This is a genomic window from Pseudomonas sp. P4_C8, assembly GCF_056401975.1.
Genome location: NZ_JBFUIH010000021.1, coordinates 23,178 through 49,320 on the forward strand (window position 1 = coordinate 23,178; position 26,143 = coordinate 49,320).

The following is a 26,143-nucleotide window of genomic DNA, read 5'->3' on the forward strand; positions in this document are numbered from 1 at the left end:
AAACCCGACATGACCCACAGCACCGGCACCCTGTACATCATTTCCGCCCCTTCGGGCGCGGGCAAGAGCAGCCTGGTCAAGGCCTTGACCGACGCAGATCAGGAGATCCGTGTCTCGGTCTCCCATACCACCCGCGCCATGCGCCCCGGTGAAGTGAATGGCGTGAATTACCACTTCGTCGACCGCAGCGACTTCGTGAAGATGATCGAGCACGGGGATTTCCTGGAGCGCGCCGAGGTGTTCGGCAATCTCTACGGCACTTCGCAAAGCCATCTGCAGCAGACGCTGGACGAAGGCCACGACTTGATCCTGGAAATCGACTGGCAGGGTGCAGAGCAAGTACGCAAGTTGATGCCCCAGGCGCGCTCGATCTTCATTCTGCCGCCGTCCCTGCAAGCCTTGCACCAGCGCCTGAACAATCGCGGCCAGGATAGCGAAGAGGTCATAGATGGCCGGATGCGTGAAGCCGTCAGCGAAATGAGCCACTACGTCGACTACGACTACCTGATCATCAACGACGATTTCGCCCACGCCTTGAGCGATTTGCAGGCGATATTCCGCGCCAATCAGCTGCATCAAAAGCGTCAGCAGCAGCGTAACGGAAAACTTTTGGCCGAATTGCTCGGCTAAACAGCACTTCCCAAAACTGCTGCAAGGGCTTTACATTGGCACTTGCAGCGCGTTGAAGGGCTTGGTCAAAAAATCAGCGCTTCCCTAATCGCTGGTGATTTTTTAAACTGTCTAGTCCGCTCGCCCACCCGGGCAGCGCGCATATTGCATTCGCTCCGAGGAATACCATGGCCCGCGTAACCGTTGAAGACTGCCTGAACCACGTGGAAAACCGTTTTGAACTGGTCATGCTGTCCACCAAGCGTGCCCGTCAACTGGCCACCGGCGGCAAAGAGCCACTGGTTCAGTGGGAAAACGACAAGCCTACCGTGGTAGCGCTGCGTGAAATCGCTGAAGGCCTGATGAGCTACGAGTTCATCGCCAATGCTGAAATCGTCGAAGACGAACCGCTGTTCGCAGCGTTCGAGGACGAGTCCAACGAGGCCGTCTAAGCCTATGCCTGGTCGACGTAGCACGGCGCGGGGTCACAGCTTACGGCAGGAATTATCATGCCGAGCATAGACGCCCTCGCCGATCGCTTATCGACCTACCTCGGCAAGGACCAGGTCAACCTGGTCCGCCGAGCGTATTTCTACGCCGAACAAGCCCACGACGGTCAACGCCGGCGTAGCGGTGAGGCGTACGTCACGCATCCTCTTGCGGTGGCGAATATTCTTGCCGACATGCACATGGACCATCAGAGCCTGATGGCCGCGATGCTGCATGACGTGATCGAAGACACCGGTATTGCCAAAGAGGCGCTGCAAGCGCAGTTCGGCGAAACCGTGGCCGAACTGGTCGACGGGGTCAGCAAACTGACCCAGATGAACTTCGAGACCAAAGCCGAAGCCCAGGCCGAAAACTTCCAGAAAATGGCCATGGCCATGGCACGCGACATTCGCGTGATCCTGGTCAAGCTCGCCGACCGCTTGCACAACATGCGCACGCTGGAAGTGCTGTCCGGTGAAAAACGCCGGCGGATCGCCAAGGAAACCCTGGAAATCTATGCGCCCATCGCCAACCGGCTGGGCATGCACGCCATCCGCATAGAATTCGAAGACCTCGGCTTCAAGGCCATGCACCCGATGCGTTCCGCTCGGATCAACCAGGCGGTCAAACGCGCCCGGGGCAACCGCAAGGAAATCGTCAACAAGATCGAAGAGTCTCTCAGCCACTGCCTGGCCATCGACGGCATTCAGGGCGAGGTCAGCGGTCGTCAGAAACACCTCTACGGCATCTACAAGAAAATGCGCGGCAAGCGTCGGGCCTTCAACGAGATCATGGACGTGTACGCGTTCCGGATCATCGTCGACAAGGTCGACACCTGCTATCGCGTGCTGGGTGCTGTACATAATTTGTACAAACCGTTGCCGGGGCGCTTCAAGGACTACATCGCGATCCCCAAGGCCAACGGCTATCAGTCGCTGCACACCACGTTGTTCGGCATGCACGGTGTTCCGATCGAGATCCAGATCCGCACCCGTGAAATGGAAGAGATGGCCAACAACGGCATCGCCGCCCATTGGCTGTACAAATCCAGCGGCGATGAGCAGCCAAAAGGCACGCATGCCCGCGCCCGCCAGTGGGTCAAAGGCGTGCTGGAAATGCAGCAACGGGCCGGCAACTCGCTGGAGTTCATCGAAAGCGTGAAGATCGACCTGTTCCCGGACGAGGTCTACGTGTTCACGCCCAAAGGCCGGATCATGGAGCTGCCCAAAGGCTCCACGGCGGTCGACTTCGCTTACGCAGTGCACACCGACGTGGGCAACAGCTGCATTGCCTGTCGGATCAATCGTCGTCTCGCACCGCTGTCCGAACCGCTGCAAAGCGGCTCCACGGTCGAGATCGTCAGCGCTCCCGGCGCTCGGCCGAACCCGGCATGGCTCAACTTCGTGGTCACCGGCAAGGCGCGGACGCACATCCGCCATGCGCTAAAACTGCAACGCCGCTCCGAGTCCATCAGTCTCGGCGAGCGTCTGCTGAACAAGGTACTGAACGGCTTCGACAGCTCGCTGGAAAAAGTCGCCGCCGAGCGCGTCAAGGCGATGCTCGCCGAGTACCGCCTCGAATTGATCGAAGACTTGCTGGAAGACATCGGTCTGGGTAATCGCATGGCTTACGTGGTCGCCCGCCGCCTGCTCGGCGAAGGCGAACAGTTGCCAAGCCCGGAAGGTCCGCTGGCGATTCGCGGCACCGAAGGCCTGGTACTCAGTTACGCCAAATGCTGCACGCCGATCCCGGGCGACCCGATTGTCGGTCACCTGTCCGCCGGCAAAGGCATGGTTGTGCACCTGGACAACTGCCGCAACATCAGCGAAATCCGCCACAACCCGGAAAAATGCATCCAGCTCTCGTGGGCCAAGGATGTCACCGGCGAATTCAACGTCGAACTGCGTGTCGAGCTGGAACACCAACGCGGCCTGATCGCGCTGCTGGCCAGCAGCGTCAACGCGGCCGACGGCAATATCGAAAAAATCAGCATGGACGAACGCGATGGTCGCATCAGCGTGGTCCAACTGGTGGTCAGCGTGCACGACCGCGTGCATCTGGCCCGCGTGATCAAGAAACTGCGTGCCTTGACCGGGGTGATCCGCATCACCCGCATGCGTGCGTAAAGCCCACTATTACAAGGAGTCATTCATGACCAAGACTGTTATCACCAGCGACAAGGCCCCGGCCGCCATCGGTACTTACTCCCAGGCGATCAAGGCTGGCAACACCGTTTACATGTCGGGTCAAATTCCTCTGGACCCAAAAACCATGGAACTGGTTGAAGGCTTCGAAGCCCAGACCGTCCAGGTGTTCGAGAACCTCAAAGCCGTGGCCGAAGCTGCCGGTGGTTCGTTCAAAGACATCGTCAAACTGAACATCTTCCTCACCGACCTGAGCCACTTCGCCAAGGTCAACGAGATCATGGGCAAGTACTTTGACCAACCTTACCCTGCCCGCGCCGCCATCGGCGTAGCGGCCCTGCCAAAGGGTTCGCAGGTTGAAATGGATGCCATTCTGGTCATCGAGTAAACGTGCGGCGCAGCCTTCTAAAGGCTGCGCCGATCTTGCCTTGAAAGGATTCCACCATGCGCCATGCGCTAGCTCTCTCGCTGGTCGCCCTACTCTTGGGCGGTTGTGCCAGCAACCCTGCCGACCGTGACATCAGCGGCACCTGGATCAATCAGGAGGCAATTGATGCTGCAGCCAAAGGCGGCCCTCTGCGCGAAGCGCTCCAGGCCTATGGCCCGAACCTGGAATGGGACATCAACACCAAGGCCGGTCAGGCCCGCTACACCAATGGTTTTGAAAATGTCGACGGCAAGCTGCTGGGCGAACAGTCCGGCGCCTGGAAAATCGACTTTTACGGCAGCTCCGGCAGTGAGCTGAAACGTGACGGCAAGCAACTGAGCCAGTCCGCAACCGAGAACGAGTCGGAGCAAGTCTTCGACCGCGCGCAGGTCCAGGTACCGGAAGGTGCACCGATTGGCGCGAGCTTTGAACGTGCGTTGTACTCGGCCTACATGGGCGGCAGCTGGAAAATCGTCAGCGGTCAGGGCGAAGGCAATACCGTGCAATTCCAGGCCGACGGCCAGATTGCCGGTCTTCCGGGCGCTGATCGTTATGCCCTGTGCCTGGCCGGTGATTGCGCGTCGATGAGCGGCGGCAACGACAACATGTGGCTGCAACTGAACGGCCAAGGCAACACCTGGATCTTTGCGCGCAAGGGCAAGGAACTGGAAATCCTCCAGGCGGTGAACACCGCACAGGCGGATGAAATGCCGCAGTTCACCCCGGGCGACCGCAAATGGTTGCTGGAAAAACAGTGATACAGAATACAGGAGCCTACGGGCTCCTTTTTCTTTAGCCTGCACCGTCGAATTCTTTGCCCCCCCTTTCAAGGATTGATCATGCGCCCACTGCTTTTCCTTGGGCTGTTGCTGCTCGGCGGCTGCACCTCTATGCCCGCAGAAACGGACATCAGCGGCATCTGGATCAATCAGGCGGCCATCGATGCGGCGGCCCAAGGCCGGTCTTTACATGAATCCTTAAACACCCATGGCCGGAATCTGGAGTGGGACATCAACACCCACACCAGCAAGGCGCAAGTGAGCAGCGGTTTTGAGATGGGTGAAGGCCAACTGCTGCAAAAGTCACCCAATGCCTGGACCGTCGACTACAACGGCTATGGCACTGACGAGCTGCGCCTGGATGGCAAGCGACTGACTCAACTGGCCAAGGAGCACGTCCCCCAGCAGGTGTTCAGTCGCCCCAGCAAGACCACCAAAACGTATACAAAGTGGGGTAGCACCTTCAGGAGCGCCCTGAACGCCGCTTACATGGGCGGGCAATGGAAAATCATCGACAGTCACGGAACAGGCCAAATGGTCGTGTTTACGGAAGATGGCCATGTTTCAGGGTTACCGGGAACCGATCGTTACGAGTTATGCCTGGACGGTGATTGCGCCAGCCAAGGCGCAGGCAATGACACCATGTATCTGGGCACGGGTGACCGTAGTGGCGCATGGATTTTCGTTCGTAAAGGCAAGCAACTGGAGATTTTCCAGGCAATCAATAAATCCCGGACAGACGAAATCCCCCACTTCACCCCCGGCCCACGCCAGTGGCTGCTGGTAAAACAATGATCCAATAACAAAGGCGCCCGCAGGCGCTTGTTGTTTAGAGGCTCCCTCAGCTCAACTCCCCTGGGCAAGTATCGCGGCATAGCCTTCGCGGTAACTTGGGTACTTCGGCGTCCAGCCCAAGGCTTTGGCCCGCGCATTACTGCAACGCTTGCTCCCCGTACGTCGCACGCTCGAGTCTTCATCCCATTCGGTCACGCCCAGGTACTCCCGCAACCACCCCACCACTTCCGCCAGCGGTGCAGGCGCATCGTCGACGCCGATATAAACATCATCCAGCGCCACACCACGACGATCTGCCTCAAGCAGATACGCCATCAACCCCGCCGCGTCGTCGGCGTGAATACGGTTGCCATAAAGCGGCGGATCGACCGCCACGCGATAACCCCGCCGCACCTGAGTCAGCAGCCACTCACGGCCAGGACCGTAAATACCGGTCAAGCGCACAATGCTCGCCGGAATGCCGCTTTTGAGTGCGACCTGCTCAGCCTCCAGCATCAGTCGACCTGAATAGCCTGCGGGAACGGTCGGCGAGGACTCGTCGACCCACTCGCCCTCCTGCTGGCCATACACACTGCTGCTGGAAACAAACAGCAGACGATCGGGCACCTGACCATAGTCGTTCAGCCAGTCCAACACATGCTGCAAGCCCTGCACATAAGCCGCGCGATATCCGGCTTCATCGTGCTCGGTGGCCGCCGCGCAATACACCAGGTAATCCACCGCACCGACTGGCCAGGTCGCCGGGCAGTCTTCATTGAACAAGTCGCCCGCAACGCCAATGACTCCCTCGGGCAGGCGCGAGATGTCACGCCTCAGGCCATGAACCTCCCACCCGCCAGCCACCAATTGCGTGGCCAGACGACTGCCGACATCACCGCAACCGGCGATCAAAACTGAGGGTGTGGACATCAGAAAACTCCCATCGGAAAGACACAGACTAGCGCCAGCAATGGACGAGCGGCTAGCAATGCAAGAAAAAAAGAGACTCTATTACTTTTGTTAACAAGAATTACTTGCAATAATGCACGCCACTTTTGTTCTCGACCTCACGAGGCCTGGAAGAACATTAACCGTCTTTTTCTCTCAGGTCCGGCCAGCATGACACGCAATCAATTCTCCGCTTCGCCAACCAAAAGCCCTCGCGCCTGGCGTGCAGTGGCTGCTCTGTTGCTCAGCCTGATGCTGGCACCGACCGCCGCTTTCGCTGACGCACAAGCACCCGCCACGCCGGCCACCGCCGTGGCGCCAGCACCAGTCGATCCTGCCGCCCCAGTCGCCGCTCCTGCCGCGACCGATCCGGCTCAGGCTGTAGCCGCCGAAGATGTTCCCGAAGTGCTCGAAGCCGATAACACCCTGGGCATGGCCCATGACCTGTCGCCGTGGGGCATGTATCAGAACGCCGATATCATCGTGAAAATCGTGATGATCGGCCTGGCCATCGCCTCGATCATCACCTGGACCATCTGGATCGCCAAGGGCTTTGAGCTGATGGGCGCCAAGCGTCGTCTGCGCAGCGAAATCGTCCACCTGAAAAAAGCCACCACCCTTAAAGAAGCCAGCGCGACAGCCACCAAGGAAGGCACTCTCGCCAACTTGTTGGTGCATGACGCCCTGGAAGAGATGCGCTTGTCGGTCAACAGCCGCGAGAAAGAAGGCATCAAGGAACGTGTTGCCTTCCGTCTCGAGCGACTGGTGGCTGCCTGCGGTCGCAACATGAGCAGCGGCACCGGCGTTCTCGCCACCATCGGTTCCACCGCACCGTTCGTGGGCCTGTTCGGTACCGTGTGGGGCATCATGAACAGCTTCATCGGCATCGCCAAAACCCAGACCACCAACCTCGCTGTTGTGGCACCCGGCATCGCCGAAGCCCTGCTGGCGACCGCGCTGGGTCTGGTTGCAGCGATCCCGGCCGTGGTGATCTACAACGTTTTCGCCCGCTCCATCGCGGGTTACAAGGCACAAGTGTCCGACGCCTCGGCTGAAGTCCTGCTGCTGGTCAGCCGTGACCTCGATCACCTGCCGACCACCGAGCGCTCCACGCAACCGCACATGGTCAAAGTAGGGTAATCAGCCATGGGCTTGCATTTGAAAGAAGGCGCAGACGACGATCTGGCCGAGAACCACGAAATCAACGTCACGCCGTTCATCGACGTGATGCTGGTGCTGCTGATCATTTTCATGGTGGCCGCCCCGCTGGCCACCGTGGACATCAAGGTCGACCTGCCCGCCTCCAGCGCCAAACCGGCGCCACGCCCGGAGAAGCCGATATTCCTCAGCGTCAAGGCTGACCAGCGCCTGTTCCTCGGCGAAGACGAAGTGAAGGCCGAAGCCCTCGGCGCCACTCTGGACGCCAAGACCCAGGGCAAGAAAGACACGACGATCTTCTTCCAGGCCGACAAAGGCGTGGATTACGGCGACCTGATGAGCGTGATGGACAACCTGCGTTCCGCCGGTTACCTGAAGGTGGGCCTGGTCGGACTTGAGACGGCAGCCAAGAAATGATCACGACGCGCCATAAGCTGACGCGTTACAGCGGGAGCCTGGCCGTGGTGCTGGGCGTTCACGCACTGGCCATCGCGCTGGCGCTGAACTGGACCTCGCGCCCGCCGATCGAGTTGCCACCGCAGGCCATGATGGTCGAGCTGGCACCGGTTCCGGCCCCGCCACCGCCTGCACCGCCAAAGGTCATCACGCCGCCACAACCACCGACTCCGGTGGAAGAGCTGCCGATCCCGAAACTGGCTGAAGTGCCCAAGGCCGAGATTGCCGTGCCCAAGCCGGTCAAACCCAAGCCCAAGCCGCAACCGCCCAAGCCTGTGGAGAAGAAGCCGGAGCCGCCGAAGGAGAAACCATCCGAGGAAAAACCGAGCGACGCGCAACCGACTAATGCGCCAACAGAGAAATCCGCACAGCCCGCACCGGGTCCATCAGCCGCGCAGCAGGCCGCCAAGGCCAGTTGGCAAGGTACCCTGCTCGCGCACCTGGCCAAGTACAAGAAGTACCCGGCCAGTGCGCAGGCGCGGGGCAAGGAAGGCACGAACCGTCTGCGCTTCGTGGTGGATGCCGAAGGCAACGTGTTGTCGTTCGAGCTGGTAACCGCCTCCGGCACTGCCGATCTGGACCGGGCCACCCTGGAAATGATCCGCCGCGCCCAGCCACTGCCCAAGCCACCGGCCGACATGCTGACCAACGGCGCCATCGAAATCGTTGCACCGTTTGTTTACTCGATGGAAAAACGCCGACACTAAGACGCAATACAAAACCCTTGTGGGAGCCGAGCTTGCTCGCGATGAGGCCGTCATATTCAACATCTCTGTTGACTGACACACCACTATCGCGAGCAAGCTCAGCTCCTACAGGGTTATGCAGCGACCAATAAGGCACCCGAAAGGTGCCTTTCGTGTATCTGCCAGCGGCAAACACGCATTACCCGGTGTCACTCAACACACTCACTCTGATAACGTGCGTCTATCGATTGCAGCCGTTATGCTTGGCGCGCAACTACATGGACGCTTGCTATGACTCTGACAGAATTACGCTACATCGTTACCCTCGCCCAAGAGCAGCACTTCGGCCACGCTGCCGAGCGTTGCCACGTCAGTCAACCGACCCTGTCGGTGGGCGTGAAAAAGCTTGAAGACGAACTCGGTGTGCTGATTTTCGAGCGCAGCAAGAGTGCCGTGCGCCTGACCCCGGTCGGTGAAGGCATCGTGGCCCAGGCACAGAAAGTCCTGGAGCAAGCCCAAGGTATCCGCGAACTGGCCCAGGCTGGCAAGAACCAGCTGACCGCCCCGCTGAAACTCGGTGCGATCTACACCGTCGGCCCATACCTGTTCCCGCACTTGATTCCACAATTGCACCGGGTCGCCCCGCAGATGCCGTTGTACATCGAAGAAAACTTCACCCACGTGCTGCGCGACAAACTGCGCAACGGCGAGCTCGACGCGATCATCATCGCCCTGCCGTTCAACGAAGCCGACGTCCTGACCTTGCAGCTCTACGACGAGCCGTTCTACGTCCTGATGCCGGCCCAGCACCCGTGGACGCAAAAAGAGTCCATCGACGCCAGCCTGCTCAACGACAAGAGCCTGCTGCTGCTCGGCGAAGGCCACTGCTTCCGCGATCAAGTGCTGGAAGCCTGCCCCACCCTGGCCAAAGGCAACGACGGCGCCAAGCACACCACGGTGGAGTCGAGCTCCCTGGAAACCATCCGCCACATGGTTGCGTCCGGCCTGGGTATCTCGATCCTGCCGCTGTCGGCAGTCGACAGCCATCACTACGCCACCGGCGTGATCGAAGTGCGCCCACTGACGCCGCCGGTGCCGTTCCGCACCGTGGCCATTGCCTGGCGCGCGAGCTTCCCGCGCCCGAAAGCGATTGAAATCCTCGCTGACTCCATTCGCCTGTGCTCGGTGGCCAAGCCATCCGCGCCGGTTGTTGCGGCTTAAGTCGCGGTCATGACCGAGTTGTCGCAAGTGTCGGTGACGGCACTCAAAGGTGTTGGCGAGGCCATGGCCGAGAAGCTGGCCAAGGTCGGCCTGGAGAACCTTCAGGACGTGCTGTTCCACCTGCCGCTACGCTATCAGGATCGCACTCGTGTGGTCCCGATCGGCCATTTGCGACCGGGACAAGACGCCGTGATCGAGGGCACCGTCAGCGGCGCCGACGTGGTCATGGGCCGTCGCCGCAGTCTCGTCGTGCGTCTGCAGGACGGCACCGGCGGGCTCAGCCTGCGCTTCTACCATTTCAGCAATGCGCAGAAAGAAGGCCTCAAACGCGGCACGCGGATTCGCTGCTACGGCGAAGCGCGGCCCGGTGCCTCGGGGCTGGAAATCTATCACCCGGAATACCGCGCCATTACCGGTGACGAACCACCGCCGGTGGATGAAACCCTGACCCCGGTGTATCCGCTCACCGAAGGCCTGACCCAACAGCGCTTGCGCCAACTGTGCATGCAAACCCTGACGATGCTCGGCCCGACCAGCCTGCCCGACTGGCTGCCGACCGAACTCGCGCGCGACTATCAACTCGCGCCGCTGGCCGATGCGATCCGCTACCTGCATCACCCGCCGGCCGATGCCGACGTCGACGAGCTCGCCATCGGCCACCACTGGGCGCAGCACCGTTTGGCCTTCGAAGAACTGCTGACCCATCAACTGTCCCAGCAGCGCCTGCGCGAAAGCATGCGCTCCCTGCGCGCGCCGGCGATGCCGAAAGCCACCCAGCTGCCGGCCAAGTACCTGGCCAATCTCGGCTTCGCACCGACCGGTGCACAGCAACGGGTCGGCAACGAAATCGCCTACGACCTGAGCCAGCACGAGCCAATGCTGCGCCTGATTCAGGGCGACGTAGGCGCGGGCAAAACCGTGGTCGCCGCCCTCGCCGCGCTGCAAGCGTTGGAGGCCGGTTATCAAGTCGCACTGATGGCGCCCACTGAAATCCTCGCCGAGCAGCACTTCATCACCTTCAAGCGCTGGCTCGAACCACTGGGTATTGAAGTCGCGTGGCTGGCTGGCAAGCTCAAGGGCAAAAACCGCGTCGCCGCGCTGGAACAGATCGCCAACGGTACGCCGATGGTGGTCGGCACCCATGCGCTGTTCCAGGACGAAGTGCAGTTCAAGAACCTCGCGCTGGCGATCATCGACGAACAGCACCGCTTCGGCGTGCAGCAGCGCTTGGCGCTGCGACAGAAAGGCGTCGGCGGGCGCATGTGCCCGCACCAACTGATCATGACCGCGACGCCGATCCCGCGCACGCTGGCAATGAGCGCCTACGCCGACCTCGACACCTCGATCCTCGACGAACTGCCGCCCGGCCGAACGCCGGTCAACACCGTGTTGATCACCGATACCCGGCGCGTTGAAGTCATCGAACGGGTGCGCGGCGCCTGCGCTGAAGGGCGTCAAGCCTATTGGGTGTGCACACTGATTGAAGAGTCGGAAGAGCTGACCTGTCAGGCCGCCGAAACCACGTATGAAGACCTCACCGCCGCCCTCGGCGAGTTGAAAGTCGGGCTGATTCACGGTCGCATGAAGCCGGTGGAAAAAGCCGCCGTGATGGCCGAGTTCAAGGCCGGCAACCTGCAACTGCTGGTCGCCACCACGGTGATCGAAGTCGGCGTCGACGTGCCGAACGCCAGCCTGATGATCATCGAAAACCCCGAACGCCTCGGCCTCGCACAATTGCACCAGTTGCGCGGCCGTGTCGGTCGAGGCAGCGCCGTCAGCCATTGCGTGCTGCTCTACCATCCGCCGCTGTCGCAGATCGGTCGTCAGCGCCTCGGTATCATGCGTGAAACCAACGACGGTTTTGTCATCGCCGAAAAAGATCTCGAACTGCGCGGCCCCGGCGAAATGCTCGGCACGCGCCAGACCGGTCTGCTGCAATTCAAGGTCGCCGACCTGATGCGCGACGCCGATCTATTGCCCGCCGTGCGCGACGCCGCCCAAGCATTGCTGGAGCGCTGGCCAGATCACGTCAGCCCGTTGCTCGACCGCTGGCTGCGCCATGGGCAGCAATACGGACAAGTGTGAGCACCGTCGCAGTTTATGGACCATACCGTTAAACAAGCTGGTTATACTCGCGCAACTGTTTGAATACGGATACAGACGATGACTGAAGCTGCCCTCGCCCCGGAAACCCTGCACGCTCCGTCTGTTATTCGGCTGCTGCTGGGCAAATTGGGCATTGCCTACGAAGAAATCCTCGATCACCACGGCCTCAATGCCACGCGCAAAGTGCAGGCCGTTCTGGTGGAAGACGCGGTCGGCGCCTTGATGGTGCTGTTCCCGCAAAGCCAATTGCTGGACCTCAATCGCCTCGCCGAACTGACCGGCCGCCGCCTCGCCGCCGTGCCTCCCGAACGCCTGGTCAAAATGCTCGGCAAACACAGCCTCAGCCTGCTGCCCGGCCTGCCGGCACTGACCACTTCGCCGTGCCTGTACGAAGAAAGCCTGCTGCGCGAACCGAAGTTGCTGATCAACTCGGGCGAGCCGGGCCTGCTGCTGGAAATCACCAGCGAAGACTTCAAAACCATGCTGACCAAGGCCAGCGCCGCCAACTTCGGCGAAGCCCTGACCAGCATCCGCCCGAACCTCGACCGCCCCGACGATGACCGCAAGGAAATCACCCAGGCCGTCCAGGCATTCACCGCGCGGCGCATCCAGCAACGTCTGGAAGAGACCATCGAGATTCCGCCGCTGGCCGAGACCGCGCAGAAAATCATCAAACTGCGCGTCGATCCCAACGCCACCATCGACGACATCACCGGCGTGGTCGAAACCGACCCGGCGCTGGCCGCGCAAGTCGTGAGCTGGGCGGCGTCGCCGTACTACGCCTCGCCAGGCAAGATTCGTTCAGTAGAAGACGCGATTGTTCGGGTGCTGGGTTTCGACCTGGTAATCAACCTGGCGCTGGGCCTGGCCCTGGGCAAAACCCTGAGCCTGCCCAAAGATCACCCGCAACACGCCACGCCGTACTGGCACCAGTCGATTTACACCGCCGCCGTCATCGAAGGCCTGACCCGCGCCATGCCGCGCGCCCAGCGCCCGGAAGCCGGCCTGACCTACCTCGCCGGCCTGCTGCACAACTTCGGCTACCTGCTGCTGGCCCACGTCTTCCCGCCRCACTTCTCGCTGATCTGCCGCCACCTGGAAGTCAACCAGCACCTGTGCCACAGCTTTGTGGAGCAACACCTGCTCGGCATCAGCCGCGAACAGATCGGCGCGTGGCTGATGCGCCACTGGGACATGCCGGAAGAACTCGCCGCCGCCCTGCGCTTCCAGCACGACCCGCATTACGACGGCGACTATGCCGAGTACCCGAACCTCGTCTGCCTGGCCGTGCGCCTGCTACGCGGCCGCGGCATCGGCTCCGGCCCGGACGAAGACATCCCCGACGCATTGCTCGAACGCGTCGGCCTAAGCCGCGAGAAAGCCAACGACGTCGTCACCAAAGTGCTTGAGGCTGAAGTGCTGCTGCGTGAACTGGCTTCGCAGTTCAGCCAGGCATAAAAACAATCGCGGGCAAGCCTCGCTCCCACAGGATCACCAAAACCCTGTAGGAGCGAGGCTTGCCCGCGATGAATCCCCCGCCGACCCACCTGAATCACCACAACCCCCTGTGGGAGCGAGCCTGCTCGCGATGAATCCAACTCGGTATCTCTGAATCACCACACCCACTGTGGCGAGGGGGCTTGCCCCCGCTCGACTGCGCAGCGTCGAAGACGCGGCGGCCACTCCCTCGCCACAAAGTCAGTCACTCGGCTCAAGCCTTTGCCTTAGCTTTGGCCTTCCGCGGCTTCAAATACTTGGTCAACCCCTGAAACCAGATCACCAACGCCGGATTCCCCTTGATCTGAATCGACTTGTCCTGAATCCCCGTCATAAACGCCAACTGCTTGTTCTTCGCCTGCATCGTGGCAAAGCCATACGCCGCATCCTTGAACGCAATCGCAAACGCCGGCTCGGCATACACGCCCGACTTACTGGTAATCCGCTGGTCCTTCACAAAGAAATGCCGCGCCACCTTCCCGTCCTGGGTCTGTAGCTGAAACACCAACTCCTTGTCACCCAACTGCTGCTGAAACGCAGGATTAGTCCGGCTGGCCTTACCCATCAACAAACCCAGCATCCACAGAAGAAAACGAAATTTCATGCGCACAGCCTCAAGAGAAAAGTGAACGGCCGGCGCAGTGTAGCGACTTCGGACGATAACGACAGCATCGTGTTGCGTTAGAAGAAGATGATGCGCTTTTTGACGCTGATGACTACCAAGTCATTGACGAAACATTTGCGTCAGATCGTTCCAACGCTCCGCGTGGGAATGCATTCCGTGACGCTCAGCGTCACAACATCCACCGCAAACGCTCCTGACGAAACTCGCCTCACACCCTTCAGTCTTGCAACCCACAAACCTCCCGGACATTTCCTTCAATACGGAGGGCTGTTCATGAACTAGGCGACTATGGGCTTCACCGTTAACCTTTGTTCGTCACCGCAAAACGGTGACACGGATGTGCAAGTCCGTAACCGGGAGAGTATTTATTAACTCCGAGGATTTACATCTATGACCAATCCAAAAGCTCACCCGTCAGAACACGAAGACACCTCCCCCTACGAATCCTTAGATTCGAAGAAACTCCACGAAGCCGCCGAACGCGCCCTCAACCACCATTTCGCACCTCCGCCCAGCGAGAAACCCAAGCCTCGCAAAGGCAACCTCTTCACCGTCTCCCCCGACATCGACACCGAAGCCCTCCTGGCCAACGCCTCAGAAGACCTGCTGTCCATCAGCGCCATCGCCGCCAACCTGGCTGACGACGTTGACAGCACTCAGCGATCTGTAGCGTTAGCGCTTAGCAGGATGTCGGATGGAGTTCGGTTGTTGGTGGAGCGAGCGCTGGATCACATCGACTCGCCGAATCCGGCGGAGCATCGGGCGAAGGGATAGTAGAAACCACGAAGGGGACTTAACGTCCCCTTCAACTTTTTGGGAGCTCGCAGTTGATCCTGGAAAGGATTTTTTTCAGGCTTGAGATCTCACTTTCATAAAAGGTGTTGCACTGGGAAACAACGACAAAGCCCCGCGTTGTTTCTGCTTGAAGCGTGTTGCATATCAAACTGAAACCTTCAACACCTCTGGGGCCAGGGTAAATGACGTTTTTCATGTCCAGCAACTTCCAGCCTTGTTGCTTCATCGACGCTTTGGCTGTCACCGCCGCGTCTGAAAACTCCATGATTGATTCAGCATCAGGCAGTTGGATCAACTTGTTGTAACGATGTGCATTATCCGTCCCGACGACCGCCAAAACATCCTGCAGGTTTTTCCCGGTGACAATGTAGGTGGGGAGGTTTTCGAGGTTGGTGGCGTAGTCAGGTTGATTACGCAACACAAGCTTGAGTATGTTCACGCCCCCTTCCTGAATGCAGCTTGCGACCTTCAGTTCCGTTTGAGGTACATCGAACGAGCATGGTTGATCTTCAGCGAATGCATCCGCGCCCCCCAGAAACAGACTCAGCACAACAGCGCCCATTAGAGTCGCTCGAAAGCCGCATCCTTTTTTAAAAATACAATCCATGTTGATCACTCAAAAAACCATGAAAATAGATCTGCCCCCTTTTCACTCAATATCAAGCCCCCCACTTTTTCGATCACCGCTCTATAAATTGCCACTCATACCAGCGCAATCATCAGCTTTGGCAATAACCTTTAGCTCACCATAACTAAGCACGCACAATGGATTTTTGAAACTACCGTGCATTTTTTTACAGTTATTACTGTCTTTTTCTTGATAAACGCACTGAACACCAGAAACAACTAGCTCTTTACCTGGAGAAATAGTAGAAACCTTTTCTCCATCCACAACGTACACACTTTCGTAGATAGAGCCACCGACTTGCTGAACATCTTTATAACTGCCATCTCCGAGTCCAACTGCACTGGCGGGAATAGATCCAATATACTTCGCTTCATCGTTTCCTGGCGTGACGGCGTAAATCATAGTTTGAGCATTAAGGCCCATATCATCGCTACCAGGCGCCGAAAATATAAAAGAGACCTTCGCTTTATCGGACGAATCTCTGTATGTATATTCTGAATCACACCCTCTCTCCGAATTTTTTAACGTAAAAACCTGATCTTTGAGTAAAAGTGTCAATTCACCGGGTACGTCATTCCCAGCTTTACACTCCAATTGACTATCCAAAGCATCAGACCAAGCCACACCGCAGTAGAAAAACATACATATAGCGATCAAACGATTCATTTGGACAGCCCTCAAAAATGCTTCTAAAAAGGCTAAAAAAATGGCCAGATTTACTTATCGATATTTAACCTAGCCCATAAATATAACCGCCCCCTTTTCTGCACCTTTTCTGCATCACTTACCTTGACTCACCTTCATATAGTTTTGTTTCTGGATTGAAACGCCAGATATGAGGCGTAGTTAGAGGCTTGCCATCTTTATGCATTATTTGGTCTTGCTTATCTCTATTGTATGAGTAAATTTGAATATCTTTATATGGAGTATTTTCTGGATGGCTGTCTAGAACCTTTACGCCTGCAAAGTAGTCACCTCCCACATTCCTCAGAAACCCCGGGCACTGAACTAAAAAACCGTAAGTAAAATCACCACTAGAACCTGCACTAGAATATGAAAGAAAAATAAAGTCCTTTACTCCATCACCATTGAAGTCTTCGTTATAGACGATTTTTCCCTCCTCAATTGAAAATTTCTCTCCCTCAACCCGTGAAAGCATATCGGTTGTGCGTGAGTTCTCGATCCATTGGGACAAAAAATGCTTAGGCCCTTCCGTGGGATAACAGACATCGACAGGGGCAGCGCGAACAGCAGTAGCGAAAAAAACAAGCATGAAAAGGTACTTCATATTAATTCTCCAAGACAAACGTATTTCGACCAGTTCTAACCGAGCCTTGAGCTTCACTGGCACCAAAAATTATGGCTCCAGTAATCGTATCGTTCAGCGCCTCTAAAGTCGTAAACAATTTTGCGGTTAATGCCGACTCGTGCGCAGCTCCCCAGCTAGCAATCGGCAACTGCCAATTTACCCCGACGGAACCGTTTATCGTACTTTGAAGAACAGCGCGAAGCCTGTTATTCGGAGGATCACCAACAACATGAGAAGGACGCCAAACATGCCAGCGCAGAAGTATTGCTACTGCCTTCTCAGAAGTGTAAATATTGCCTATAGTGCTGTTAACCGTTGCCCCACCAACTTGGAAGCCAATGGAATCAGTCAATATTTCCTTCAATCGAAGCTTGGCCATGGACCACATTGCAGCCCTATATCCAGGAATAGTGCGTGCTGCCATACTCAAGCGATAAAACCAATGCCATGTTTTTAAATAGTGAGCCTCATCTTGGGAGTCACCTAAGCCCGTAAATTCACTGTCAGCATGAGTCGATTGGGAAATCGCATAAGTATCATTAGTAAGCTTTACCCAGCCGGCGTAGGTCATAACATTTGAGTCATACAGGCTCGGGCTACTCCATTCTTTAGCTGGATATAAACCAAAATAACCAAATACTTTTTTGAAGATTTCAGGATTACGATTCTTTAGATATGCCATGAACCCAACAAACTCGCCTTTTCCGTATGCGTTTGCTCCAAAATTACCCATGGTCCAATGGCAGGGCCCGCCAGAAATTAGTGCATTATCCCAAGCATTTAGTACGTCAAAACGACCAAAACACTCTGCTTCCGAAACTACCCTTATCGTTCGATAAGTCGACAGAGCTGGGCTATTAATTTGGGTCGGATTAACAGGTGAGCCGGTTATATTTTCTACCGTCATTTCAGTCTGAGATGACCAACTATGCGCTTTTCCCGTATTTGGCCCGCCATAGGTACCGCTCTGATAGTAGCCCACTGCGTGGTATTCCGTCTGAGCGCGACCATCTGGGAAAGTAAAATAGCTACTGAAGTCTCTGACTACAACCCTGGGAGGCCCCTCGGTAAAGCTATCGTGAGCCCAAATATTGCAGCCTTTAGGAGCCAGATTAACCCTAGCTCCCGCAGTTATCTTCCAAGCCTCAAAAACAACCGGACACCTATATTCATAGTCCAACCAATGTTCTATCGCAGCTCGAGTTTTCTCATTTACCACGCCGCTTACTGGACCAGTATATTTTGCAGCATTCGATACCGACTTAAGGCTATCAACATAATAAGTTACAGGCCCAACAGTAGTTCCGCTAACTGACGGAGACTTTCCGGCCTTAGCGACAATACCTGCTGAGCCGTCGTAATAAACATCCAAGTTATTTATTCGCACGGGAGAACCAGCTTGATCCAACAGGAGCTGGCCTTTTTTTTCATCTCTCACACACGCAACTTGTGTCATTGAGGCATATATCTGAAATTCCCGAACGGCCCATTCGGTTCTAGGCCCGAAGTCCCCAGTAGGTTTTCCGAGAACAGAGAACCCCAGGCTAATCAGGTCTTCTTGAAGCTTTCTCACGTGTTCTGGCACAGCCAAAGCCGCGCTGGTTCCGGCGGTTGCCACAGCTGTTTCGGCGTTAGCGACGGTAACTGGTGGATTGCTAATTCCTCCCCAACGCGGAGGTGTATTCTGAGCGGGTTTACCGTCATGATCGTTCCGACGGAGGTCAAAATTCCCGTAAATCATTGCCTACTCCCTTATGCAATATGCTGTTCTTCGAGACGCTTAATATCGCTAGAAGAAAGATAATCTTTATCTGCTAACTCACACGAGCGATGGAAACAACGGGTGGCGTACTTTGTTTTTGGGCCATTATCACCGTCGATTTTTCCATCATAGAAGCCGAGGTTTTTTAAGCGAGACTGCAGCCCTTTGACGTCCGAAGCGTCTGACTGTGCTTTTAAATCGAGCTCCCATATCCATGGGTGCGATTCTGTGCCGAATGGATAAAAAGTAAGTTTGCCTTTCTTCGCATCAGGTGGAACTGGCTGATCTACAAACCCGTCACCTGAAGTCGTACCGTTATAAGTTACGCCGTCCACCTCCAACGTGTAGGGCTGGCCGGCGATTCCTTTTTTGTCATATGGGCGTTTCATCTGAATACGGAAACTCTTTTTCTCGGTTTCTAGCGGAGGCAGCGTCACCGCATTCCCCAACGCCAGATCCATCAAACTCCCCGCCTTATCCTTATCCGCAGCCCCCGGCAGCACCGGCGGCTTAATCCCGATCCCTGTCCCGCTCCCCGCCGACCCACCCGCATTAATCTTCACCACCGGCCCAACCACCGTCACACCACCGGCATCGAGCTTGATAAAGCTGCCACCGCCCAAAATGGTCAGCTCGGAACCCGCCTCGATGACGATCTTCGCCCCCGCCTTCACATGTATCTCTTTCCCAACACTCGTCAGCTGCGCAGTCCCCAACTTCACATGCTGGTTCTGCCCAATCGTCAGGTGATCATCCAGCCGCGTTTCAACCTTACGATCCGCAATCGTGGTGCGATGCTCTTCCGCCTTAAGCTCGGTGTAGGTGTTCTTCACCACCGTGTCGTGGCGCTCATTTCCCACGCGAATCTTCTGATCATGCTCAATGTTTTCATCCCAATCCCGCTGGGCGTGGATGAAGATTTGTTCGGCGTCTTTTTTATCTTCGATGCGCAGTTCATTGAACCCGCCGCCGCCCGGTGAGCTGAGGGTTTTGAAGACGGTGCGGGTTTTGTTCGCCGGCAGTTCGTAGGGAACCTGGTTTTCCTTGTGGTACAGGCAACCGGTCACCAGCGGTTGGTCGGGGTCGCCTTCGAGGAAGGTGACGAGCACTTCCATGCCGATGCGCGGGATGACGATGGCGCCGTAGCGGTCGCCGGCCCAGCTGGAGGAGACGCGCATCCAGCAGCTGGTTTTGTCGTCGGCCAGGCCTTCGCGGTCCCAGTGGAATTGCACTTTGATGCGGCCGTATTGGTCGCAGTGGATTTCTTCGCCTTTGGGGCCGGTGACCATGGCGGTCTGGCTGCCGAGGACGCGGGGTTTGGGGTGTTCCAGCGCGGGGCGGTAGAAGACGTTCCACGGGGTGGCGAGGAAGCGGTTGCGGTAGCCCTGGTGGAAGTCGTCTTTGTTGTCGGTGGTGTCGCTGGTCACCGATTCTTCGAGGACTTGCGGTTGTTTGCCTTCGTGGACGATTTCGGTGAGCAGCCAGAGGTCATTCCACTCGGTGCGCGGGTGGTCGGACATTTCCAGGAAGTGGCCGCTGATGAGCCGGGTCTGGTCGCCGTGGCCTTCGGCTTGCTGGTAGTCGGCGCGGTGGCGTTCGAGGGCGCGTTGGCTGAGGAATTTGCCGCGTGCGCGGTCAAGGAAGCGACCGGGGTAGTCGTAGTCTTCGAGGTCGGGCTCGGTGCTTTTGCCGTCGGGTTTGTACGCGGCTTCGAGTTGCAGGCGTGGTTTTTCGAAGTCGTAGTCGCGGCGCGTGGTGCGGCTGGTGCGGGTTTCCAGGCGCAGTTTGAAGCCTTTGATCACCGGTTCGTCGGCGACCATGCCGCTGCCTTGCACATAAGCCGTTGGCTGCCCGAGTTTCGGGAACACGGTCTGGTCATCGCCGAAGACCAGCAGATGACCTTTGGCGCTGTGCTGGAAGTGGTAGTGAATGCCTTCCTCTTCGCACAGACGCTGGACGAAGTGCAGGTCGGTTTCGTCGTACTGCACGCAGTAGTCGCGGTCCGGGCACGGTTGGCTGAGCTGGAAGCGGTAGGCGTTGCCTTTGATGCCGTGCTCTTCGAGGATCAGCGCGATGATTTTCGGCGCCGACATCTGCTGGTAAATGCGCTGGTTGGTGCGGTGATGCAGGTATTGCAGGTGCGGCACCAGGGAGATTTTGTAGCGGGTCAGGCGTTTGCCGGCATCGCCTTGGGCGACGCGGTAGATCTGGCCGTGGATGCCGGAGCCTTGTGGATCAAACGCGAGGAACGCTTGCTTGTGCAGCAGCTGTTCCAGGTCCAGATCAGGGTTTTCGCTGACCAGTTCGAGGTCGAAGCGATACGGCTGGCTGATGCCTTCGGTGCCGGTGAACGACAGCACTTGCAGGTCGCCCACATAGTCTTCGACGGTCAGGCTGAAGTGGGTTTCGTTAGCGAGGTTGAACATTGCTTGCTCCCTGTTCGGTGGTCATCCGTTACGCCCGAATTCGCAGGCGTTGCAGCAAAGACGAAGTGGCGCCCAGGGCGTCACGCAATTGGGCGGCGGTGATGGTGCGCTTGGCCGCATCGAAAGCCAGCGCCGTTCGCAGGGCTGGCCAGCAGTGTTTGGGCAGGTTGCGCGGCGGGTGCAGCTCGCGCTCGAGCTCGCCGTCGCGGGCCTCAGTCGAGGGCAAGCGGCGGAACGGGTGTTTGCCACCGGCCAGTTCGTAGATCACGCAGGCCACGCCGTACACATCGGCGCTGGCGGTCAGCGGTTGGCCTTCAAGCAGTTCCGGCGCGGCGTAGCCGGGGGTCCAGGCGTTGAAGCGGTCGCGGCTCAGGTGCGGCAGGCCGGGGAGGATGCCTTCCACGGCCTGGCCGAGGCCGAAGTCGAACAGGCGCACGCCTTCTTCGCTGAGCATCACGTTGCTCGGTTTCATGTCGCCGTGCAGCACGCCGCGCGAGTGGGCGTAAGCCAGCGCGTCGAGCAGAGGCAGCGCAATATCGCGCAGTTCTTTCCACGGCAGGCCCAGGGGCCGCTCGCAGAGTAATTTGTCCAGGGTCAGCCCACGCATGAGTTCCATGGTGATGAAGGCGCGTTGGCAGTCGGTGTCCACTTCAAAGCTGTGCAAACGCAGCACGTTGTCGTGGCGCAGGCGTCGGGTCAGGGCGAACTCGCTGTAGAGCAAGGCGCTGGCGTCCGGCGACTCGGCAAATTCTTCGCTGAGGATTTTCAGCGCGATGTAAGGGTCGGGATTGCCAAACTGTTCGCTCAGCAAATCCCGTGCGCGGTAGACCGCACCCATGCCGCCAGCCCCGAGCAGGCGCTCGATGCGGTAACGGCCTGCCAACACGTCGGGCATTTCGCCGAGGCTGGGCTTGGTCGGCGCCAGCGAAGGCTCTGCCGTATGCGGCTTTCCGTTTAGAGGCGGGGCAAACGCAAAGTAAGTCAGGTTACTGGCCTGCTCTTCGCTCACCAGCAGGTCGTCGAGCGGCGACATGAGTTGGGTCATTGGCGGATCACCACGGCCGTCAGGTTGTCCCGCGCCGAGCCACGTAGAGCGCCGTCGAACAGACGCTCCAGCGCAACGTGCGGCGCGGTCAGGCTCAGGGCGTTGCCCAAGGCGTCGCTGCTCAGCCCGTTGTACAAACCATCGCTGCACAACAGAAACGCATCGCCGGGATAAACCTCGAGTTCGAGCACATCCAGGGTCAGCTGCTCGGCCGCCCCGACCGCACGGGTCAGGGCATGGGCGGCAGGATGAGCCTTGGCGTCTTCGATGCTCATGTTTTGCTCGTCGATGAGTTGCTGTTGCAGCGAATGGTCCTTGGACAGCTGATACAACCGCTGGCCGCGCCACAGATAGCAACGGCTGTCGCCGGCCCAGATGCAGGCCGCGCGATTGCCGTCCACCAGCAGCGCCACCACGGTGCTGCCCATGATGCTGTCGTGGCGCCCGGCGGTGACGGTCAACTCCTGGCCCAAACGGCGATTGAGCCAGTGCAGGCACTGGCGAATACCTTTGAGTCGTTCGTCGAAGTCGTCCTGCATCGGCAATTCCGCCAGGCTGGCGACGATCAACTGGCTGGCGATGTCGCCACCCTGATGACCGCCCATGCCGTCCGCGACCACCCACAGCCCCTGCTGTGGGCAGTCGAGAAAGGCATCTTCGTTGCGCGCCCGAACCTTGCCGGCGTCGGTCCGCGCAGCGCTGCGCCAGGGACTGGCAACCAGCATCAGAGCTGCACCGGCATACGGAAAGTGCGCAGCACGCCCATGTCGAACGGGTTCGGCGTGCGCTGGCTGCTGAGCAGGTAGTTGGCGCGCAGGCCGCCAACATCAGCCTTCAACACCAGCACGTCGCGACCGCTCAGGTACTCGGTCTGCATCAGGTCGAGCAGACGGAACAGCGACCACGGGCCGGTGTTCTTCTCGATGCCGATCGGGCGGCCGGCCATTCTGTCGAGGACCAGGCTGGTGCGACCGTCTTCAGCATCGGTCGGCCATTTGAACGACACCGGCACGATCGGGCCGTGGCGGTATTCGATGGTCTTGTCGCCAAACTTGAACTCGGAACGACTGACGGCCGGGTCGAGGGTGTACGGCTCCAGTTTGAACTGCACTTGCGGCTCGGCCGGGTTGATCGAGAAGAAGCTCTGGCGGATCACTTGTGCCGCCGCCATCTGGTCGAGGTAGACCCTGGAAATCGGCAGGCTGTGACCGTCGATGCTGCGCAGGCGGTAGTTGCCCGGATCGCCGCTCACAAACGGACGCATGTAGGTGTCGAAGAAGCGATCGTTGATGCCCTGGGCCTTGAAGAACTCGCGGAAGTCGCTGATCGCCACGTCGCTGGTGCTATGGGCGCTGAACGGATAACGCTTGTTGATCGCCTTGCCATAGAAGCTGTACAGCTCGCTCTGATAACGCTGGTTCAGGTACTGGTAGGAGTCGTTGAGCACCAGACGCCAAGTGTCTTCGGCCAGCACGTTGAACCACACGCTGACCGGGCGCGGCAGACGATTCGAGGCATTGCGCAAGTTACTCAGCGCATCACGCTGCCCGCTCATGCGGGTCTTGGCCATTTCGAACGCGGCTTGCTCTGGGGAACTGGCACGCGCCAGGCTCGCCAGTTGCATTTGCAGGTCGTTGAGCGCCGCGAGCGCCGGGGTCAAATCAGCGGCCGGGCCGTTGTTGTCGTCCAGCAGACGGTGTAGCGGTTCGAAGCGACGCTGCAGGGATTTCTTCGCGGTGTCGGGCAGCTGCTTTGTAATTTGAGCGGTCATGTCGGCGGCTTTATCAGCCGCGGCAGCTGCCAATTTTCCGAGCTTGCCGCCCAGTTTCTCAGCCGCATCTGCCGCTTCGTCAGCACTGTCGGCCACCACCGAGAAGCGAGTGTTCTCGCGTACTTCCACCAGCAGTTGCAGCACTGGGGAATTGGCCGAAGTCAGGCCCGCCAGTTGCTCGGCGCCCTCGCCCGCGTCGTTGATCGGTGGCAAAGCCACCTGGCCGACCGCTTCACTCCAGAAGTTGGCGTAGTCGCGGAAGTACAGTTGCTCCAGTTCGACCATCAGTCGACGCAAGTCCATGCCGCTGATGCCCGCGCCTTCGCCTAGCACCCAGTTGTCACGCAGGATGTCAGTAACCAGCGCCGAACCCTGGACCGAGAAATACTGCTGATAACCCTGTTGGGTGTAGAACCCCGGGATCACATAATCGGTGCCGACAAACAGCGAACCTTGTGGGCCGAGGTGTTGGCTGAGACGGTATTCCGGCAGATTGCGAGCCTGCTCGCGCAGCATCCGGTAAACCACGTTGGCCAGCGATTCGCTGCGCAAGACCTGACGTGCCTGAGCCACCAATTGATCGTTCAGCGGGTAGATAAACGGCTGCTGAAGCAAACGCTCGAAGTGCGTGTTCAAGCCGTTCTGCACGGCGGTGTTGCCGGCGTAGCGCTGGGACCATTCGGTGGCGACCCAATCCTTGAGCCACGGGCCGTCGCGACGGTCTTTCATGTTCAGCATCAGGTACGCACGCAGGCTGTTAAGCAGGCGTTCGCGGTCGCGCATGTTGGCGCGGATCTGCCCTTCCAGCAGCGTCGCGACCTTCGGCAGCAGTTGCGCTTCGAGCTCACGCTCGTAGGCGTTCTTGACCACTGGGTTGACGTCTTCGCCTTGGTACAGGCCGCCGCGCTCGTGGTAACTCACGTCGCCTTTTTTCGGGAAGACCTGAGTCGCCGCATAGGCGGTGTCGAGCGGTTTTAGCACGGCCATGGAATCATCGCGCGCCGTCAGGGCCGACCGTTGTTGCGTCCAGTGGGTGGCGAGGTTGCGCAGGTTTTCCAGACGCTCGTAGTTGGCCGAGAAACCGCCCGCCCACAGCATGCCGAACAGCCCCAGTGCCGCCAGCGCGCCCACGTACAAAGCACGCTGGCCCCAATGGATGCGGCTGCGTTCGCGCTTGTCCAGACCGGCCAGATCGGCCTCGGGGAAAATCACTCGGCTGAGCACATGGTGAATGAAGCGCGAACGGCCGCTGCGCAGGGTCGGCAGCATGCCGCTATTCACGCCTACGTTGGCGCCAATAGCAGCTGCAGTCGCGTCCATTTCCTGGGTCAAGTGCGGTGCGCTGGTCAAATAGAAACCGCGCAACTGACTGGCACGCTGGTAGCGGTTGCCGGTGAACGCTGTGTCGACGAACAGGCACAGACGCTCGCCGAGCTGCCCCAGCTGATGCGGGAAGTCGAGGATGCGGCCACGGCGCTGGGCGTTGCGCTCCTGGTGCATGCGCATGATCACTTGGCTGTTGAGGCGATGCAGCAGCTCTTCGAACTCGGCGCGTAGCACGGCGACATCGGCGCCGCTCTGCTCTTTGCGAAAGCTGGTGCCGAGCACCTGATCGCTTTCTTCGCGGGTCAGTTGATCGAAGAACTCGTCGAAACCGAGCAGCTTGTCGGCCTTGCTCAGCACCAGGTAAACCGGCACATCGACGTGGAGTTTTTGATGCACGTCCTGCAAGCGCGCACGTACCTGATCGGCCAGGGGCTCGAGGTCTTTCTCGTCGGGGCACAGCAGGGTCTCCACTGGAATGGTCACCAGCACGCCATTCAACGGACGGTTGCGGCGACGCTTGCGCAGCAGATCGAGCAAGGTGCTCCAAGCGCCGCCATCGACTCCGGCATCCGGCTGGGTCAGGTAGCGCCCGGCGGTATCGATCAGCACACCGTGGTCGGCGAAGTACCAGTCGCAATGACGGGTGCCGCGGGTGTCGCGGGTCAGTTTGCGCTCGATCTTGTTGATCGGAAACTCAAGGCCCGAAAAGTCCAGCAGGCTGGTCTTGCCGCTGCCCTGCGGGCCGATCAGCAAGTACCACGGCAAATCACTGCGCCAGCGCTCGCTGCGACCGCGGTACAGGCTCGAGGTCTTCAGGGTCTTCAGCGCATCCTTGAAGCGTACGCGAAGTTCTTTCTGCTCTTCGTCGATCAACTCTTCACGGCGGATACGATCCTGACCGTCTTCGGTGTCTTCGATGGCTTTCTTGCGTACACCGGCCCGCCAGCTGACGAAGACCATGGTCAGGCCCCAGATCAGGAACAGCACGCTGATGGTGAGCAAGCGCGAGGTCGAGCCTTCCCAGAACTTGTAGTCATCCACCGCCAGCAGCGGCCCGACGAACCACACCAGCAGCGCGACAAACAACACCACCAGCAAGGTCCAGACCCAGGTCTTGCGCAGAAATGCGCCGACTTTCTTGAAAAACTTTTTCATTACACGT

At 58.6% G+C, this 26,143-nt stretch carries 23 protein-coding genes and 1 pseudogene; 13 read left to right on the plus strand and 11 right to left on the minus strand.

The features are described 5' to 3' along the window. The first annotated feature begins 9 nt into the window (after positions 1-9). The 6 genes from gmk to AC1DWM_RS14870 all read left to right on the plus strand — a co-directional run bounded on the left by gmk (position 10) and on the right by AC1DWM_RS14870 (position 5,243). Entirely contained in the window at positions 10-630 is a 621-nt protein-coding gene (gene gmk / locus AC1DWM_RS14845) for a guanylate kinase (protein WP_223521204.1), read from the plus strand. Between the two features lie 167 nt (positions 631-797). Then, complete coding sequence (rpoZ, locus tag AC1DWM_RS14850) at positions 798-1,061, plus strand: DNA-directed RNA polymerase subunit omega (protein WP_007894670.1); 264 nt, start codon at positions 798-800, stop codon at positions 1,059-1,061. 57 nt (positions 1,062-1,118) lie between these two features. Beyond that, positions 1,119-3,224 (plus strand): bifunctional GTP diphosphokinase/guanosine-3',5'-bis pyrophosphate 3'-pyrophosphohydrolase, encoded by a 2,106-nt coding sequence (gene spoT, locus AC1DWM_RS14855; protein WP_223521205.1) that lies wholly within the window; start codon positions 1,119-1,121, stop codon positions 3,222-3,224. Positions 3,225-3,249: 25 nt separating this feature from the next. Continuing rightward, positions 3,250-3,630, plus strand: coding sequence for a RidA family protein (locus AC1DWM_RS14860; RefSeq protein ID WP_003229509.1), 381 nt, complete (start codon positions 3,250-3,252; stop codon positions 3,628-3,630). A gap of 56 nt (positions 3,631-3,686) precedes the next feature. Then, entirely contained in the window at positions 3,687-4,427 is a 741-nt protein-coding gene (locus AC1DWM_RS14865) for a hypothetical protein (RefSeq protein WP_223521206.1), read from the plus strand. Between the two features lie 81 nt (positions 4,428-4,508). After that, complete coding sequence (locus AC1DWM_RS14870; protein WP_477795505.1) at positions 4,509-5,243, plus strand: hypothetical protein; 735 nt, start codon at positions 4,509-4,511, stop codon at positions 5,241-5,243. Positions 5,244-5,294: 51 nt separating this feature from the next. On the opposite strand, the gene AC1DWM_RS14875 is transcribed toward AC1DWM_RS14870, so the two are convergent. Then, complete coding sequence (locus AC1DWM_RS14875) at positions 5,295-6,152, minus strand: SDR family oxidoreductase (RefSeq protein ID WP_477795506.1); 858 nt, start codon at positions 6,150-6,152, stop codon at positions 5,295-5,297. 189 nt (positions 6,153-6,341) lie between these two features. On the opposite strand from AC1DWM_RS14875, the gene exbB reads away from it, so the two are divergent. From exbB to AC1DWM_RS14905, 6 genes are all read left to right on the plus strand, one after another. Beyond that, complete coding sequence (exbB, locus tag AC1DWM_RS14880; protein ID WP_477795507.1) at positions 6,342-7,310, plus strand: tonB-system energizer ExbB; 969 nt, start codon at positions 6,342-6,344, stop codon at positions 7,308-7,310. A 6-nt stretch (positions 7,311-7,316) separates the two neighbouring features. Continuing rightward, positions 7,317-7,745, plus strand: a complete 429-nt coding sequence (gene exbD, locus AC1DWM_RS14885) for a TonB system transport protein ExbD (protein WP_477795508.1) — start codon at positions 7,317-7,319, stop codon at positions 7,743-7,745. After that, on the plus strand, positions 7,742-8,491 hold the full coding sequence (locus AC1DWM_RS14890) for an energy transducer TonB family protein (RefSeq protein ID WP_477795509.1): 750 nt from the start codon (positions 7,742-7,744) through the stop codon (positions 8,489-8,491). Before exbD ends, AC1DWM_RS14890 begins: the two co-directional genes overlap by 4 nt. Positions 8,492-8,761: 270 nt before the next feature. Next, positions 8,762-9,691, plus strand: coding sequence for a LysR substrate-binding domain-containing protein (locus AC1DWM_RS14895; protein ID WP_477795510.1), 930 nt, complete (start codon positions 8,762-8,764; stop codon positions 9,689-9,691). A 9-nt stretch (positions 9,692-9,700) separates the two neighbouring features. Further along, positions 9,701-11,776, plus strand: coding sequence for an ATP-dependent DNA helicase RecG (recG, locus tag AC1DWM_RS14900; RefSeq protein ID WP_452628665.1), 2,076 nt, complete (start codon positions 9,701-9,703; stop codon positions 11,774-11,776). A 78-nt stretch (positions 11,777-11,854) separates the two neighbouring features. Then, positions 11,855-13,255, plus strand: a complete 1,401-nt coding sequence (locus AC1DWM_RS14905; protein ID WP_477795511.1) for an HDOD domain-containing protein — start codon at positions 11,855-11,857, stop codon at positions 13,253-13,255. A 253-nt stretch (positions 13,256-13,508) separates the two neighbouring features. Here the strand turns inward: AC1DWM_RS14905 and AC1DWM_RS14910 are convergent, their stop codons facing one another. Continuing rightward, positions 13,509-13,898: a helicase gene (locus AC1DWM_RS14910; RefSeq protein WP_109626748.1), complete on the minus strand. Its 390-nt coding sequence runs from the start codon at positions 13,896-13,898 to the stop codon at positions 13,509-13,511. A 411-nt stretch (positions 13,899-14,309) separates the two neighbouring features. Between AC1DWM_RS14910 and AC1DWM_RS14915 the strand changes: the two genes are divergently transcribed. Continuing rightward, entirely contained in the window at positions 14,310-14,693 is a 384-nt protein-coding gene (locus tag AC1DWM_RS14915) for a DUF6124 family protein (protein WP_477795512.1), read from the plus strand. Between the two features lie 31 nt (positions 14,694-14,724). On the opposite strand, the gene AC1DWM_RS14920 is transcribed toward AC1DWM_RS14915, so the two are convergent. The 9 genes and pseudogenes from AC1DWM_RS14920 to tssM form a co-directional block, all read right to left on the minus strand. Beyond that, the gene (locus tag AC1DWM_RS14920) at positions 14,725-15,330 is read right to left on the minus strand and encodes a hypothetical protein (protein ID WP_477795513.1); all 606 of its coding nucleotides are present in this window, start codon (positions 15,328-15,330) and stop codon (positions 14,725-14,727) included. 72 nt (positions 15,331-15,402) lie between these two features. Further along, positions 15,403-16,008: a hypothetical protein gene (locus AC1DWM_RS14925; protein ID WP_477795514.1), complete on the minus strand. Its 606-nt coding sequence runs from the start codon at positions 16,006-16,008 to the stop codon at positions 15,403-15,405. 118 nt (positions 16,009-16,126) lie between these two features. Then, positions 16,127-16,630 carry a hypothetical protein gene (locus AC1DWM_RS14930; protein ID WP_477795515.1) on the minus strand — a complete coding sequence of 168 codons (504 nt, stop codon included), beginning with the start codon at positions 16,628-16,630 and terminating at the stop codon, positions 16,127-16,129. Between the two features lies 1 nt (position 16,631). Next, positions 16,632-18,392 carry a peptidoglycan-binding domain-containing protein gene (locus tag AC1DWM_RS14935; protein WP_477795516.1) on the minus strand — a complete coding sequence of 587 codons (1,761 nt, stop codon included), beginning with the start codon at positions 18,390-18,392 and terminating at the stop codon, positions 16,632-16,634. An 11-nt stretch (positions 18,393-18,403) separates the two neighbouring features. Further along, entirely contained in the window at positions 18,404-18,802 is a 399-nt protein-coding gene (locus AC1DWM_RS14940) for a peptidoglycan-binding protein (RefSeq protein WP_477795547.1), read from the minus strand. Positions 18,803-18,811: 9 nt separating this feature from the next. Further along, a pseudogene (locus AC1DWM_RS14945) lies at positions 18,812-20,839 on the minus strand (type VI secretion system Vgr family protein); the annotation flags it as partial. Between the two features lie 28 nt (positions 20,840-20,867). Beyond that, on the minus strand, positions 20,868-21,884 hold the full coding sequence (locus AC1DWM_RS14950; protein WP_477795517.1) for a serine/threonine-protein kinase: 1,017 nt from the start codon (positions 21,882-21,884) through the stop codon (positions 20,868-20,870). After that, positions 21,881-22,609, minus strand: a complete 729-nt coding sequence (locus AC1DWM_RS14955) for a PP2C family protein-serine/threonine phosphatase (RefSeq protein WP_477795518.1) — start codon at positions 22,607-22,609, stop codon at positions 21,881-21,883. The genes AC1DWM_RS14950 and AC1DWM_RS14955 overlap by 4 nt, the downstream gene beginning before the upstream one ends. Then, positions 22,609-26,136: a type VI secretion system membrane subunit TssM gene (gene tssM / locus AC1DWM_RS14960; protein ID WP_477795519.1), complete on the minus strand. Its 3,528-nt coding sequence runs from the start codon at positions 26,134-26,136 to the stop codon at positions 22,609-22,611. Before tssM ends, AC1DWM_RS14955 begins: the two co-directional genes overlap by 1 nt. Positions 26,137-26,143 lie beyond the last annotated feature (7 nt).

What these genes read in the sequence shown, in the direction of transcription:
- gmk (WP_223521204.1), top strand. Translation starts at nt 10, where the DNA reads ATGACCCACAGCACCGGCACCCTGTACATCATTTCCGCCCCTTCGGGC.
- rpoZ (WP_007894670.1), top strand. Translation starts at nt 798, where the DNA reads ATGGCCCGCGTAACCGTTGAAGACTGCCTGAACCACGTGGAAAACCGT.
- spoT (WP_223521205.1), top strand. Translation starts at nt 1,119, where the DNA reads ATGCCGAGCATAGACGCCCTCGCCGATCGCTTATCGACCTACCTCGGC.
- AC1DWM_RS14860 (WP_003229509.1), top strand. Translation starts at nt 3,250, where the DNA reads ATGACCAAGACTGTTATCACCAGCGACAAGGCCCCGGCCGCCATCGGT.
- AC1DWM_RS14865 (WP_223521206.1), top strand. Translation starts at nt 3,687, where the DNA reads ATGCGCCATGCGCTAGCTCTCTCGCTGGTCGCCCTACTCTTGGGCGGT.
- AC1DWM_RS14870 (WP_477795505.1), top strand. Translation starts at nt 4,509, where the DNA reads ATGCGCCCACTGCTTTTCCTTGGGCTGTTGCTGCTCGGCGGCTGCACC.
- AC1DWM_RS14875 (WP_477795506.1), bottom strand. Translation starts at nt 6,152, where the DNA reads ATGTCCACACCCTCAGTTTTGATCGCCGGTTGCGGTGATGTCGGCAGT.
- exbB (WP_477795507.1), top strand. Translation starts at nt 6,342, where the DNA reads ATGACACGCAATCAATTCTCCGCTTCGCCAACCAAAAGCCCTCGCGCC.
- exbD (WP_477795508.1), top strand. Translation starts at nt 7,317, where the DNA reads ATGGGCTTGCATTTGAAAGAAGGCGCAGACGACGATCTGGCCGAGAAC.
- AC1DWM_RS14890 (WP_477795509.1), top strand. Translation starts at nt 7,742, where the DNA reads ATGATCACGACGCGCCATAAGCTGACGCGTTACAGCGGGAGCCTGGCC.
- AC1DWM_RS14895 (WP_477795510.1), top strand. Translation starts at nt 8,762, where the DNA reads ATGACTCTGACAGAATTACGCTACATCGTTACCCTCGCCCAAGAGCAG.
- recG (WP_452628665.1), top strand. Translation starts at nt 9,701, where the DNA reads ATGACCGAGTTGTCGCAAGTGTCGGTGACGGCACTCAAAGGTGTTGGC.
- AC1DWM_RS14910 (WP_109626748.1), bottom strand. Translation starts at nt 13,898, where the DNA reads ATGAAATTTCGTTTTCTTCTGTGGATGCTGGGTTTGTTGATGGGTAAG.
- AC1DWM_RS14915 (WP_477795512.1), top strand. Translation starts at nt 14,310, where the DNA reads ATGACCAATCCAAAAGCTCACCCGTCAGAACACGAAGACACCTCCCCC.
- AC1DWM_RS14925 (WP_477795514.1), bottom strand. Translation starts at nt 16,008, where the DNA reads ATGAATCGTTTGATCGCTATATGTATGTTTTTCTACTGCGGTGTGGCT.
- AC1DWM_RS14930 (WP_477795515.1), bottom strand. Translation starts at nt 16,630, where the DNA reads ATGAAGTACCTTTTCATGCTTGTTTTTTTCGCTACTGCTGTTCGCGCT.
- AC1DWM_RS14935 (WP_477795516.1), bottom strand. Translation starts at nt 18,392, where the DNA reads ATGATTTACGGGAATTTTGACCTCCGTCGGAACGATCATGACGGTAAA.
- AC1DWM_RS14940 (WP_477795547.1), bottom strand. Translation starts at nt 18,802, where the DNA reads ATGAAACGCCCATATGACAAAAAAGGAATCGCCGGCCAGCCCTACACG.
- AC1DWM_RS14950 (WP_477795517.1), bottom strand. Translation starts at nt 21,884, where the DNA reads ATGACCCAACTCATGTCGCCGCTCGACGACCTGCTGGTGAGCGAAGAG.
- AC1DWM_RS14955 (WP_477795518.1), bottom strand. Translation starts at nt 22,609, where the DNA reads ATGCTGGTTGCCAGTCCCTGGCGCAGCGCTGCGCGGACCGACGCCGGC.
- tssM (WP_477795519.1), bottom strand. Translation starts at nt 26,136, where the DNA reads ATGAAAAAGTTTTTCAAGAAAGTCGGCGCATTTCTGCGCAAGACCTGG.